Genomic DNA, 13213 nt, shown 5'->3' with positions numbered 1-13213 from the left:
CAGGAGATTCCGCATGGTTTCCACCACCGGCGACGGAACCGAGCCCGCGGCCCCGAACACCCCGGCCGCGCGGCCGTCCCGCGCCGAGCGCAAGGAGCGCCGGGCGCGCGCCCGGCGCGAGCGGGCGGCCCAGCGCGCCGCCGCCCGAGGAAAGAAGCGTCCGGGGCGCGAACGAGGCGGGAAGCGGACCGGTGCCGCCCCCCGCGACAGCGGAAAGGAGATGCCGCCCCCGGTCATGGGCTGGGCGCACCGCGACGGCGGCGTCTCGGTCAACATCCCCAACGTCCCCGAGTACCAGGCCACCACCGCCCAGGCGTGCGGCCTCTTCCCGTTCGTCACCAGCAGCAAGCCGCCCGCCGTCGGCACCCCGATCGGCCGGGACCTGCTCTCCGGCGAGGTCGTCTGCCTCGACCCGTTGGCCTGGCTGCGCGCCGGACTCGTCACCAACCCGGGATGCTTCGTGCTCGGCCAACCGGGAACCGGAAAATCGACGCTGGTCAAACGGATGGTGACCGGGGCGATCGCTTTCGGGACGCAGGCGATCATCCTGGGCGACACCAAGCCCGACTACACCAACCTGATCCGCTACCTGGGCGGGCAGGTCGTCACGATCGGCCGGGGCATGGACCGGATCAACCCGCTCGACGCCGGACCGCTCGGCGCGTCCCTGCTCCACCTGAGCGCCGACGAGCGCGAACAACTCCGGTGGGAGGTCCGCTCCCGGCGCATCTCGCTGATGATGGCACTGTGCACGCTGGTCCGCGAGGACCGCATCACCAACGCCGAGGAGGTCGTGCTCGGTGCCGCGATCGACCTGCTCGACGAGCGGCTGGGACCGCAGACCCCGCCCACCGTCGTCGACGTGCTCCGCGTTGTCGAAGAGGGACCCGATGACCTGCGGCGCATGGCCCGCGCCGAGGGCGGGGACCGCTACGACGAACGTGTGGACGACCTGGTGTTCACGCTGCGGCTGCTGTGCACCGGATCGCTGGCCGGGGTGTTCGACGGGCCGACGACCAACCCGATCGACCTGTCGGCCCCGGGGATCAGCGTCGACATCTCCCGGGTGGGAGCGGCCGGAGACAAACTGCTGACCGCCGCGATGCTGTGTACCTGGAGCTACGGGTTCGGCATGGTGGACGCGGCGACGCTGCTCGCCGAACAGGGCGTCATCCGGCCGCGGTCCTACATCGGGGTCATGGACGAGCTGTGGCGCGCCCTGCGCGGCGCTCCCGGCCTGGTCGAGTACGCCGACTCGCTGACCCGGCTGAACCGCAGCAAGGGCATGGCGTCGGTGATGGTCACCCACTCGCTGAGCGACCTGGAGGCGCTGGCCAACGAGGAGGACCGGGCCAAGGCGCGCGGGTTCGTCGACCGGTCCGCCATCACGATCCTCGCCGGACTGCCGCCCCGGGAACTGGCGCGGGTCAACCAGATCACCCCGCTCACCGAACCGGAACGGGACCTGGTGTCGTCGTGGTCCTCCCCGGACTCCTGGCAGCCGGGCACCCTGCACCCCGGACGGGGCCGCTACCTCATCAAGACCGGAGCCGAGCGGTTGGGGATCCCCGTGCAGATGACGCTCACCGGCGACGAGTTCGAACTGTACGACACCGACCAGGCGATCCGGAAGAGGTGAGGGCGGTGGCCAAGGAGACGAACAGGTACCAGCCGCGCGGCGGGGTCATGGCGGCGGGCACGCCGCCGCTGCTCGCCGTGCTCGCACTGTGGGGCGTGGTCTGCCTGGTGTTCCTGGTGTGGCTGGCGGCGTGGCTCGCCGCGCTGGTCACACCGGGCGAGGTCGCGCCCTTCGGCGCGCGGTGGGTGTTCTGGCTCTTCACCGGCGCCACCGACCGCGCGTGGCCGGGCACGCCCACCTTCCTGGTCGTGCTGTTCTGCTGCGCGCAGGCCACCGGTCTGGTCCTGCTCGGCCGTGCGGTCGCGCCCCGGGTGCGCGCCCGAATCGGCGGCGGCTACGACCCGGTCACCGTGCTCAACGTGGACAACTCCGACGTCGCGGAACTGGCGCTCCCCGAGGCCGCCGAGAAGGCGCTGCGGCTGCGCAGGTCCAGCCTGAAGGGCAGGAGACCGAAGGAGCTTCCGGAGGCCGAGGTGGGGCTGGTGCTCGGCGACGTGAAGATGCCCCACGGCAGGAGCGGGAAGCGGCTGTTCGCGTCGTGGGAGGACACCGTCCTCGCCTACATGGCGCCCCGGGCCGGAAAGACCACCGCCCTGGCCATCCCCTACGTGCTCAACGCTCCCGGACCTGCCCTGGCGACCAGCAACAAGGGCGACGTCTGGGCGGCGACCGCGAAACTGCGGGAGCAGCGCACCGGTGAGCGGGTCTGGCTGTTCGACCCCCAGCACGTCACCCACCAGCCGCAGACCTTCTGGTGGAACCCGCTGCGCAACGTCCGCAGCGTCGAGGACGCCTACCGGCTGGCCAGCCACTTCGTGCTCACGATCGACGACGACGACTCCAAGAAGGACATGTGGGGCCCGGCCGCGAAGGCGCTCATCTCGCAGTTGACGCTGGCCGCGGCGCTCGCGGGGGAGAGCATGGAGCGGGTGGGCGAGTGGCTGCACGACGCCAAGCAGCCGCGGCCGATCGACATCCTCTTCGACCACGGGTTCGTCGCCTACGCCGAGGCGCTGCGCGAGACGCAGAACATCGTGAGCGAGACGCGCGACGGCATCTACACCACCGCCCGCACCGCGGCCCGCTGCCTGGACGATCCGGAGATCATGGCCTGGGTGACCCCGCCGGACGATCCCGGCGTCGACGAGTTCGACCCCCGCGAGTTCGTCCGGTCCCGGCAGACGCTGCACCTGCTCAGCAAGTCGCGTTCGGCGGCCGCCCCGCTGATCGCCGCGATGACCGACGCGATCTTCATCGCCGCCGAGGAGGCCGCCGAGGGAATGGGCGGCAGGCTCGACCCGCCGCTGGTGGCGGTGCTCGACGAGGCCGCCAACATCTGCAAGATCGCGGACCTGCCCGACCTCTACTCCCACCTGGGATCTCGCGGCATCGTCCCCGTCACCATCCTGCAGAGCTACCGCCAGGGGGTGCGGGTGTGGACGGAGAACGGGATGGAGGCCATGTGGTCGGCCGCGACCGTCAAGCTGTTCGGCGCCGGACTGGACGACCACAAGATCGTCGAGGCGCTGTCCAAGCTGATCGGCCAGCACGACGTGTCCACCACGTCGTTCAGCTACGGCGACGGGAAGGGCAACCACTCGGTGCAGTTGCGCCGCCAGGAGGTCATGGAGGGCGCCGACATCCGCAGGATCGGCAAGGGCGAGGCGCTGCTCTTCGCCACCGCGGCCCAGGCGACCCTGCTGCGGATGAGCCCCTGGTACACAAGCGCGGAGGCGCCGCTGATCAGTGCGTCGATCCGGGAGGCCGAGCGGTCGGTCACCGAGGGCGCGCAGCGCAGGTACACCGACAACCGGACCGTGTGAGGCCGATGACGGAAGTCGCCCCCAGGCCCCCGGGGTGCACAGACGCAGGACGGAAGAGGAGTAGGTGAACAGATGAGCGACGGACGGCAACCGGTCGGTCGGTCCGGCGCCGCCGACCGGGACAGGCCCTCGGCGGCGCCCGCGGACCCGGCGCCGCGACGCGCGGATCTCGACATCCCCGTCGCCGAACAGGCGCAGCAGAACACGGGCGTGGTGGGCGCGGCCGTGCTGGAGGTGTTGACGGCGTTCCTGCGCGGCGGGGTCCGCCCCGGCCGACGGTCGGGACGGCGCGCGCGGAGCTGGGACGGGATGGCCGTGCTCGCCGCGGGCGCCCTGCTGGCCCGGGCGCTGCGGAACCGGGCCGCGCGCAGCGGCACGGAGGGTGGTCAGGTCGTGCACGTGGCCAACCCGAGGACCGCCAACCCGGTGAACGTCGAGATCGCCCGGGCCGCCCGGGCGGGAACCGGGGACCGCCGACTCACCGAAGCGATCCGGGTCGCGGCCGCGCGCGACCCCGGCATCCCGCCGAGAATCAGGGAGCACGTCGCCGGACCGGACGGCGACCGGACGGTCGACGGGGTGCTGGCCACGATGGACGTACGGAGTGTGGCGATGTCGCTGCGCCACGTCAGGCGTCAGGAAGAGCTGATCACCCGGGTGTCCGAGCAGTGGAACGACGGGCTCGGCTTCGAGGGCGCCTTCGAGGACGCCTGGCGGTACGCGGTGGTCAACCCCGCTGTCGGGGACCCGGACGGTGCGGGCCTGTCCGGACACCCGCAGGGCTCGTGGCGGAGGTTCGCGGAATGGGACCCCGCGACCGCGCCGACCGACGATCTGGTCAACCACCTCAACGCCGCGTGGTTGAGCGCCATCGCGTCACTGGACACCGAGGCCGCGGGCGCGCGGCGGCGCGTCGAGACACTCGTGGCCCGGTGGGAGCCGCAACTCTACGAGGCGTCCACGCGCTGGCTGATGCGGGAGGCGGTGTGGACCGGGTGGAACAGCGTGGACGCGGCGGCGCTCGACCGGGTCAGCGCGGCCGAGAACGCCGCGCTGTACGCCGGCGACGTGGCGGCCTCCGCCGACGGGGCGCCGCTCAGCCTCACCGAGCAGTGGGCCCGCGTCACCACCTCCCCCAACGGACTGCGTGAGATGGAGAAGCGGGAGATCCGCGACCTGCTGGACGCGTGGACCGCGCACGGCGGCCTGGGGGAGACGGCGCCCACCGTGCTCGTGGAACCGGCGCTGCGGTCGCTCGCGGAGTTCGGGGACCGGCTGCTCGAAGCCAACCGCGAGGCCGGCGTCGAGTTCCTGGAGCGGCTCGAGGACACGCGGGAGCCGCTCCGCGCTTTTGTCGAGGTGTCCCGGAACTTTGACGGCCACCCCTTCGACCCCGCCGCCCGGCCCCTCCCGGAGCGGCGGGCGGCCGGATCCGCCCCGGAGGAGCCCCTCGCGGCCGACAGCGCCCGGGGGCTGTCCACCGGAGACGACCTGGCGCTCACCGAGGCCGTCAGGTCGGGAACGGAACCGTCGCCCCGGGCCGTCGCGGAGGCCGACTACGCGCGGGGGGTCGACCTCCACATCGACGAGCGGGCCCTGGAGAGCCTCAGCAGATACCCGTCGGGCCGCACGCCCGACGAGCGCCGCCAGACGCAGAGCACCGAGCGGCACGCCACCCTGTGAGACCGCGAACCGAGGAAAGGACGACAGCAGCGATGACGGCCACCCCCGAGAGCCGGAGCGGCGACACCGCGGCCGCCGCACAGGACGGCGTGCGGCCGGGTCCCGAAGAGGACCTGTACGACCCGGAGGAGGAGGAACTCCAGCAGAACGGCGGGCCGGACGCCAAGCCGGTCTTCAGAAACGTCGAGGAATTCGTCACCTACCGGTTCCTGCCCATGTACACCCGCCCCGAGGGAGGGCAGTTCCGCTGGTGCAAGGAGTGGTGGCGCCACCCCGAGGCGGTCTCCCGCTTCCACGCCCTGTGGCACGCCTGGGAGGTGCTGCGCTGGGAGCCGGGCACCGGAATGGCGGTGTGGTACCGCGACCACCTCGACTACCAGATGTCCTACATCATGGGCGACACCGGTCCGTTCCGCGAGTGCACGTCGCGCCGCCACCAGGACCCCCGCCCCCTCCCGGCCGACCCCGCTCCCGAGGGCTGGTTCGAGGACGAGTGGTAGGGCTGTTGCCGGTGGGGCCCCTCCCGGGTCCGGGAGGGGCCCCACCGCTGTCACAGGCCGGACTCACGCACCGCTGCGCGGGCCGCGCCTGCGGGGGCCGTCCTGGCCTTGGCCGGGTGTCTGACGGGGACCGCGGGAGGGCGTCGACCGCCCCTTCTGTCCGCTGAGGAACGCACCGATGTCGGGGGCGGCCCCGCGGGGGTGGTCGAGGGCGGTCAGGCGGTTCTGCTCCTGCCGCGCCGTGGTGCCCCTGCTGTCCTGGGCGGACCGCTCCACCCACTGCCGACGCTGCGGGTCCCAGTCGGCCTGGGGCGGTTCCGCGGCCAACAGCGGGTCGAGGAACCGCTGCGCGGCGGGAACCGCCTGGTCGAGCGTCTTGTACGGGAGTCCCGGCGTGGACTCCGCGTGCTGGGCGAACCCCTCCCGCCACGCCGGGTTGGGCACCTCGAAGCGGTCGGGGATCGCAAGCCGGTCGTGTTGGGAGTGCTGGTAGGCGATTTCCTTCTGGAGCATGGCGTGGGCCTCGGGGCCGTCCAGGGCGAGCCGGTCCGCGAGGAAGAGGGTGTCGACCAGGTCCTGGCTCCTGACCGGTGCCTCGCCGCGCCAGGTTTTCATGAATATGCCCGTGATCTTGTGCAGAAGCGCATCGTGGGCCGACAGTATCCGCAGATCCGGGTTCTCCTGTTCGGTGCCCGATCCGTGGATCTGCTCGGGGAAGGGAACCTGCTCCAGACCTTTCCACTTCGGACGGCTGTCCGGCGGTACGGCGTCGGTCTGTACCTCCATGAGTCTCATATCGCCGAAGTAGGCGATGTGGCGCATCCGCGCGGCCTTGCCGGTGCCCATGATGCCGCGGTCGATCTCGTCCGGAACGAAGGTGAGATAGTCCCCGTAGTCGCGGCTGAGAGCGTGGTTGTAGCGGTTCACCAGGGTGTCGGAGGTCGTCTCCTCGGCGGAGACCAGGTCGACGTCGCCGGTCGAGCGTGCGTCGGGCCAGCGCGCCAGGAGTGTCTGCCCGCCTTTGACCACCCAGTCGTCAGGTTGGGTGTCGAAGAGTCTGACCATGACCCGTTGCAGGACCCACTGGTGCAGTTCGCTCCGAGGCGAGGTGCCGCGCCGGCGGGCGTGTTCCTGGACCTTCTCGTTCAGTTCTCTCCAGAACGAGGTGTAGGAGTGGGCACCGTTGTCCATTACCCACGCAGCCCCTTCCGGCCGACGACCTCCGCCGCGATCTCACGGGCGAAGTCCGGGTCTTCCGCCAGTACGGCGAAGGCAGAGCCGATGCGGTCGGCTGCCAGCGTTCTCAGGGCGTCCTCCGTCTCCCGCACGTTGTCGGGGAACCGGAGTTCCGCGAGGCCCCGCAGGTTGCGAGGGGACAGTTTCGGGACAGGTGACGCTGTGAGAAGGTCGGCCAGGAAGTGGTCGACGAACCCGGGGCCGTCTGCGGGGAAGGCATATCGGTCAGCGAAGGGAGCGAGGTCGGCATACAGCATCCGGATGTCGACGAGGTCGCGCCGGACGGCGCTGACCATGACTCCGCCGACCTCGTCATGGCTGAGGCCTCCACAGACCAGGTCGACGATGGTGCGGTGTGGAGTGGTGACGGGGACGCCGCCCTCTGTGGTGACCTCGTGCGGAGCGAGGGGGGACACCCGGATCGCCGTGGCGGGCGGCGCCTCCATCTCTGTCGGAGCGGTGAACACGGTGTTCGACGGTGAGGGAGCGCCGAGACGGAACAGTTGGGCCGCGGAGTGATGTGAGAGCACGGCGTCCTCGTGGGGGGTCGCGGCGCGCTCCCAGGCGTAGCGCTCCGGAGAGAGAGCCAGCCAGGCGGCGTAGGGATAGGCGTAGATCGGATCGGCCAGACTGCTCACGAGTTGGAACACCGACGAATCGATTTCCGATATCAGGCCGATCTTGCGGAAATGGTCGAGTGCGTCGGGGGAGACTTCCACGCGCCTGGCCTGGGCAGCGGTGACAAGACCCTGTTGGCGGGCCGCGATGGTCGACAACTCATAGAAAGACGGCTCCCAGTTCATGATCTCACTCTATTGAGCGGTAAAGACAGACGGAACGGATTTCACGGGTCGGCGTGGGGTGGGGCCGAAGGTCGCTTCTGCGGTTCGACACGGACGGAGGTGCGGAACCCTGATCAAGGACTTCTGCCGTGATGCTGCGGAATTTTGAGATTTCAGTGCAAGTCTTCATGTCTCTGGGAGTTGGCACAAGAATTTTCCGGTGCCCGGGAACCGACGGACGCGGAGGGGAGTCCAACGATCCTGGGAGCGGGAAGCGCGTAATGGTCCGTGCCGGCGGCCGGAACCGGCCACCGGCACGGACACACGAGGCGGTGCAGGGAGGGAAACGGTTCCGTCGGACCGCGGAACGGCGGAATCTGGACCGTCCACGCGGCAGGCCGAAGACGAATCCGGGAAAGAAAGGGTGGCATGACCACAGTTTCCGATCTTGCCGAGCGTTATCAGCGGCTCTACTCGGCGGCGGCCCGCATGTTGTGGGCGCAGGGAGGCGTCGCGTGGAGAGGGGACCGCTGGCCTCGGGAACGTGCGTGGAGATGGCGTGAACTGGAGACCCTGCTCTCGGTGGCTCCGACCGGATGCGCCCCGCCTCCGGGGCCGGTCGACCCCGCTTTCCACCTCGTCTCCCGGCGCGCGGACGACGGTCGCGCGCTCTCCTTCGGAGCCGCGGTGCGCGAATGGGAGACCCGCCTCGACGCTGGCCGGGGGCCGACGAGCGCCGGTGACGGCACCTCGGCGGACGGCGGGGCACTGGTCGTCGAGGCCGTGTGGCTGACGGCGGTGCTGGAACTGCTCGACGAACTCGACCAGCGCCTGGCCCCGGGCCGTCCCGCGTGCGTCATCGCGGAGGAGGCCGGAGAACTGGCCGGGGCGGTGCGGGAGATGGCCGCGGCCTTCCGTGGCCCTCTCACGGAGCGACCGGCTCCGGAGGGAGTGGGCACCGCGCCACCGCTCCCGGACGGCTCGGCGGTGACGCGGTCCGTCACTGTTGCTGAGGAGGACTACACCCGGCTGCGCGAGACCGCCCGGTCCGCGGCTCGTGCCGTACCCGGCAGTGTCGCCGTCCAGCGCGGGGCGGACTTCTCGGTGCGGGCCGCCGCCCGCGACGCGGCAGCCGACCTGGTGAGGATCACCGAAGGAGAGGCCGCCCCGGGATGGCGGGAGCGTTATCCCGACATCGAACCGGAACGACATCTGCTCCAGGGGTACCGCTGGGACGAGAAGGCGGGACGGCCGCTCTCATTCGCCGAACGCGCCGCCGAACTGCGCTCCGATCTCGCGGGGGTGACCGCACCCCGCGTCGCCTCGGCGGCCGATCCAGTGCTGGAGACCCCGGAACCCGACGGGGCACGGGTCGCCGTCTCCCGGTCGGCGGCGCTGGTGGCCGCCGAACTCCTGGACGAACTTGCCGCCCGGCTGACCCCCGGCATGCGTACCGGAATGATGCACTTCACCGCCCACCCGCTCCACGTGTTCCTGAAAGGACGGTTCCACCGTGCCCTCACAGCCGGTTGATCCCGGTGCGACCACGGATTCCCCCCTGGAGATCCTGATGGTCTCGGATGTCAGCGGCCGCGGCAGCAAGCTGGGTGGGGTGCCGGTCGCCAGCGGCAAGATCACGGAGAACCTCGCCGCGCTGCCCAACGTCAACGTCACCCTGCTCACCGTCGGTTCCACCGAGGACCACGGTGACGCCCGGATCCTGCTCATCCCCGCGACCGATGACTGGGAATCCGTGCGGTTGCTCGACGTCGCCCGAAACGGAAGACCGTCGGACGTTCCCGGTCTTCCGTCTCCGGAGCAGTGGCGGCCGGACTTTGTCTTCGGACACTCCCGGTATTCCGGGCCAGCCGCGATGGCGATCCAGCAACGGTGGTATCCCGAGGCCCGGCTCGGTCACTTCGTGCACATGCCTGTCAGGCGCTACGCCCAGATCCAGGGAAGGCCGAAGGAGGAACAGGACAGAATCGCCCGCATCGAGCAGGAGGTCATGGCCCGCTCAGACCTGGTGGTCGGTGTGGGGCCCCTGCTCACCGCTGTGGCCCGGGAGATGGCTGCGGACAATCCCCGGCTTCCGGCCTTCCACGAGATGATTCCGGGCGCCGAGATCACCGGTGCGCCAGTCGTCCCAGTCCAGGGGCAGTCCACCACCATTCTGTTCACCGGCCGGGTCAACGACGCCATCAAGGGCTACGATCACCTGCTGCGGACAGTGGGGGAACTGCGCCAGAACGGAGTCGACGTGCGCCTGCGGGTCCGGGGGGTTGCGGAGTCGAACGTCGAGGCCGAGACCAGGCGTGCCGCTACGCTCCTGGGGAGCGCGGAGGCCGTGGACATTCGTCCGTACACTTCCGACGACGCGGAACTCGAAGCCGATTTCGTCGGAGCGCAACTGGCGGTCATGCCGTCGGTGGCCGAGGGATACGGCCTGGTCGCCGCGGAGGCTGCGGCACGCGGACTTCCCGTGCTGGTCAATGCCGAGAGCGGCTTCGGGCAGTTCCTCTCCGACACGAACCGGGTGCCAGAGGCAGTCGGCCGCTCGTTCGTGGTGCCCGACCGGGGGCTGGACGACAGGCCTGACGAGCGAGTGGCGGAGTGGGCGCGGGCGATCAGCAACGTGATCGAGGACTATCCCACACAGGTGGCCAGAGCTGCCGAACTGCGCTCCGTCCTGCAGGAGTACTCCTGGCGTGACGCCTCCACAGCCCTGGTCAACGCGTCATTGCGCTCCGCTGTCGACTCCCACGGGCACACTGTCCAGGGAGCCGGGGGGAGACTTCTGGGGCCGGACGGTCGTGCGGTGGACACGTCCCGGAGCGGACAGATCGCACGGGGCACGGAGTTCGTCGCCCTGGACCATCCGGCGGGGCGCGGTCCATTCGCGTCCGGCCGTCCGGGCCGTGGTGGCGCCAACAGGCCGGCTTCCGCCCGCAGAGGCCCCGAACCCCCGTCGTTCTCCGGTCGGAAACCGCGTTCGAAGTGAGAGGCGACCGACGCGGTCCCCATGACCAGCGGTGAACGCGGTCCTGCCCGGCCGCGTGCACGGGCGGGCGGCGCGGCTCCGACGGGCGTTCCCCGAGGGCCCGCCGTGTCGCCCCGCCGCCCACACCACTCCCGGATTCCCGCGGGATTCGGGAGGTGCACGTGGTCAGGGGGCCGCGGGTGCCCCGTTTCCGGAAACGCGCCACAGAGGGGCGGACGGCCAAGCGGATGTGATCGCGGAGGGGAAGGGCCGCTCAACTCGCCGACGGGGCGATGACCGTGGCCGCCGGTCTCCGAAGGGGGGACCGAACAGGGCGGCAACGCTGTTTCCGAACTGCGGTCACCTCGGAAAACCGGTGCCTTCGGGCGGTGTTTTCCCCGGTGCGGGGAAGGGCGCGGTTCGCGCGGGCGGGACCGTTTTTCCCGGCAGCCCTGTGACCTGCGGAGAAAACCGGTCCACCGGGAAGCGGTGAGGAGGGAGGAGACCCTGTTCTCCGTTGTGGATTCCCGAAGTTGTACGGGAGTCCCGGCGTGGACTCCGCGTACCGGGCGAACCCCTCCCGCCACGCCGGGTTGGATACCTCGAAGTGGTCGAGCACGTCCAGAATCCTCCCGTGCTCGCGCCTCCACTCCATTTCCCCGCCGATGACGGTGTGGATCTCGGGACCGTCCCAGCTGGCCCGATCAGCAATGAAAAGAGCGTCGACCAGGTCTTGGACCCGGTCGGGGGACCGCCCTGCCAATGCCGGGTGTACATTCCCGCGGCCTTGTGGGCCAGGGTGTCGGCGGTGGAGATGAGTGGCAGGTCCGGATTCTCCCGCTCGTCGCCGGACGGGTGGATGTGGGTTGGGAACCCGGTGGTCTCCGGTGGCTTCCGCAGGGGGAGGGGATCGGGCAGCACCACGTCGTTGCCGATCTCCATGAGTTCCTCGCCACCCAGGTACACGGAGTGCTGGATGCGCGCCGTGGTCCCGTTCCCCATGAGCTCGACATCTCTGGGGACGAAGACGAGATGATCCCCGTAGTCGAGTCCGAGCGCGGCGTTGTGATCAGCGACCAACTCCTGGGTCGGCACGGTCTCGGTCCGCATCAGGTCGATGTCGCTCGTCTGCCGGGCATCAGGCCAACGTGTGACGGGCCGCCACGGCCGAAAGCTCGTGGAGATGCGTTTCCCAATCCGTTCATTCATCATATTTGTCCGGAGTTGGGGGCGGGATGGTTTTTCTTGCGGGTTCCGGGAACCGCGCGGTGAGCGCGATCATCCAAGGGCGTTGTCGCTGGGGGAGCGAGGTGAGACCGCCTTCCCGGAGAACGCTGCGGTCGCTTCGATGGCCGGAAGCGGACATCCTTTCAGGGGCGGGAACCGGAAAAGGAACGCGGGACTCCAACACCACGGCCCCGGGATGACCAGGGCCCGTCGCAGCCGTCCGTGACGGCCCGAGGAGACAGGTACCCCCACGATGGCCGGACCCCATGCAGTGCCGTTCGGGTCTTCGGCCCCTGCCCGGTCAGGTGACCGTATGCTTCCACTGCGGTACCGACCCCCGGCCGGACTCCGCGTCTCGATCCCGAACGAGAAGGCCAGCTCATGAACCGACCAGAACTCGTCTCTTCCTTACGTGAACTGTCGGACGTGGCCGCACGGCAGCACGGGATGGTCACCGCGGCCCAAGCGCGCCGAGTCGGAGTGGACGGAGCGGAGTTGGCCCGCCTCACGGAGGCTGGCCTGCTCGTGGAACCGGGGTGGAGCGTCCACCAGATCGCCGGCAGCGGTACCGCCCCCGAGCACGTGTACAGGTACGCGGCGTGGATGGCACTCGACGAGGAACGTTTCGCCTGGGAGCGTCCCACCGCACGCCACGAGGACGCCGTGGTGTCGCACGAGTCGGCCTGCGAGGTCCTCGGAATCAGCGGTCCCCCCGCGCCCGTGGTGGTGTTCACGGTCAACGACGAGCGGACCGCCCTACCGGGAACGGCTCTCAGGAGGGGAACCCTGCGGCCCGACGAGGTGGTCGTGCGGGAGGGCGTCGCGGTGACCACGGCCCATCGCACGATCATCGACCTGGTCCGCGACTGGAATGATCCGGACGGCATTTCCAAGGCCATGGCCAACGCGGTCCGCAAGGACCTGGTGGACCTGCGCGACCTGTACCGCGACTTGGCGCCCCTGGCCGCCGAGTACGGATTCCCCGGCGCCGGGCCGAAGTTCGTGGACTACTTCCTGAGCCGCCTGCCGGTCACCTCGCTGCCGCCGCGCAACCTCCTGGGCTACGCCGCGCTCAAGTTCCCTGACCGGGTGGAGAAGGTGCGCACCGCACTGGCGGCGGCACTGGAGGACATGGCCGGTCCGGACCGGGACCCAGGAGTGGCCGGACCGCTCGCCCATGACGAGGAGTTCGGCGTGGAAATCGCGGCTCGGGTGGTCGGAAGAGCGGTGCTCGATGAGTAGCGGTCCCGTTTCCGGCAGCGACTTCTGGCGGGAGTTGAACAGCAAGGCCAACGCCGCCGCGAAGGCGAACGGCACCGCGCCTTCCCACGAGATCCGCAACC

Annotated in this window: 9 protein-coding genes; 7 read left to right on the top strand and 2 right to left on the bottom strand. The window is 70.3% G+C overall.

All coding sequences use genetic code 11. The features are described 5' to 3' along the window. Positions 1-13 precede the first annotated feature (13 nt). The 4 genes from NI17_RS17260 to NI17_RS17245 all read left to right on the top strand — a co-directional run bounded on the left by NI17_RS17260 (position 14) and on the right by NI17_RS17245 (position 5645). Positions 14-1639, top strand: coding sequence for a hypothetical protein (locus NI17_RS17260; protein ID WP_234401642.1), 1626 nt, complete (start codon positions 14-16; stop codon positions 1637-1639). A 5-nt stretch (positions 1640-1644) separates the two neighbouring features. Then, a complete protein-coding gene (locus NI17_RS17255) occupies positions 1645-3462 on the top strand; it encodes a type IV secretory system conjugative DNA transfer family protein (protein ID WP_068688436.1) in 1818 nt (605 codons plus the stop codon). Between the two features lie 72 nt (positions 3463-3534). After that, entirely contained in the window at positions 3535-5145 is a 1611-nt protein-coding gene (locus NI17_RS17250) for a hypothetical protein (RefSeq protein ID WP_119268019.1), read from the top strand. A 32-nt stretch (positions 5146-5177) separates the two neighbouring features. After that, positions 5178-5645, top strand: coding sequence for a DUF4913 domain-containing protein (locus NI17_RS17245; protein WP_068688438.1), 468 nt, complete (start codon positions 5178-5180; stop codon positions 5643-5645). Positions 5646-5708: 63 nt separating this feature from the next. On the opposite strand, the gene NI17_RS17240 is transcribed toward NI17_RS17245, so the two are convergent. Beyond that, positions 5709-6836 (bottom strand): nucleotidyl transferase AbiEii/AbiGii toxin family protein, encoded by a 1128-nt coding sequence (locus NI17_RS17240; RefSeq protein WP_068688091.1) that lies wholly within the window; start codon positions 6834-6836, stop codon positions 5709-5711. Then, a complete protein-coding gene (locus NI17_RS17235) occupies positions 6836-7684 on the bottom strand; it encodes a type IV toxin-antitoxin system AbiEi family antitoxin domain-containing protein (RefSeq protein WP_147416954.1) in 849 nt (282 codons plus the stop codon). The genes NI17_RS17240 and NI17_RS17235 overlap by 1 nt, the downstream gene beginning before the upstream one ends. A gap of 408 nt (positions 7685-8092) precedes the next feature. On the opposite strand from NI17_RS17235, the gene NI17_RS17230 reads away from it, so the two are divergent. The 3 genes from NI17_RS17230 (at position 8093) to NI17_RS17220 (ending at position 13112) form a co-directional block, all read left to right on the top strand. Further along, positions 8093-9196, top strand: coding sequence for a hypothetical protein (locus NI17_RS17230; protein WP_147416955.1), 1104 nt, complete (start codon positions 8093-8095; stop codon positions 9194-9196). Next, positions 9177-10664, top strand: coding sequence for a glycosyltransferase family 4 protein (locus tag NI17_RS17225; protein WP_147416956.1), 1488 nt, complete (start codon positions 9177-9179; stop codon positions 10662-10664). Before NI17_RS17230 ends, NI17_RS17225 begins: the two co-directional genes overlap by 20 nt. Before the next feature lie 1587 nt (positions 10665-12251). After that, complete coding sequence (locus NI17_RS17220) at positions 12252-13112, top strand: type IV toxin-antitoxin system AbiEi family antitoxin domain-containing protein (RefSeq protein ID WP_147416957.1); 861 nt, start codon at positions 12252-12254, stop codon at positions 13110-13112. The last annotated feature ends 101 nt before the right edge of the window (positions 13113-13213 follow it).

The sequence above is a fragment of the Thermobifida halotolerans genome, from assembly GCF_003574835.2.
Taxonomy (GTDB): domain Bacteria; phylum Actinomycetota; class Actinomycetes; order Streptosporangiales; family Streptosporangiaceae; genus Thermobifida; species Thermobifida halotolerans.
This window is presented reverse-complemented; position numbering and strand designations above follow the sequence as displayed.

Excerpts from the sequence above, each read along its gene's own strand:
- NI17_RS17250 (WP_119268019.1), top strand. The coding sequence starts at position 3,535 with ATGAGCGACGGACGGCAACCGGTCGGTCGGTCCGGCGCCGCCGACCGG.
- NI17_RS17260 (WP_234401642.1), top strand. The coding sequence starts at position 14 with ATGGTTTCCACCACCGGCGACGGAACCGAGCCCGCGGCCCCGAACACC.
- NI17_RS17235 (WP_147416954.1), bottom strand. The coding sequence starts at position 7,684 with ATGAACTGGGAGCCGTCTTTCTATGAGTTGTCGACCATCGCGGCCCGC.
- NI17_RS17220 (WP_147416957.1), top strand. The coding sequence starts at position 12,252 with ATGAACCGACCAGAACTCGTCTCTTCCTTACGTGAACTGTCGGACGTG.
- NI17_RS17240 (WP_068688091.1), bottom strand. The coding sequence starts at position 6,836 with ATGGACAACGGTGCCCACTCCTACACCTCGTTCTGGAGAGAACTGAAC.
- NI17_RS17230 (WP_147416955.1), top strand. The coding sequence starts at position 8,093 with ATGACCACAGTTTCCGATCTTGCCGAGCGTTATCAGCGGCTCTACTCG.
- NI17_RS17245 (WP_068688438.1), top strand. The coding sequence starts at position 5,178 with ATGACGGCCACCCCCGAGAGCCGGAGCGGCGACACCGCGGCCGCCGCA.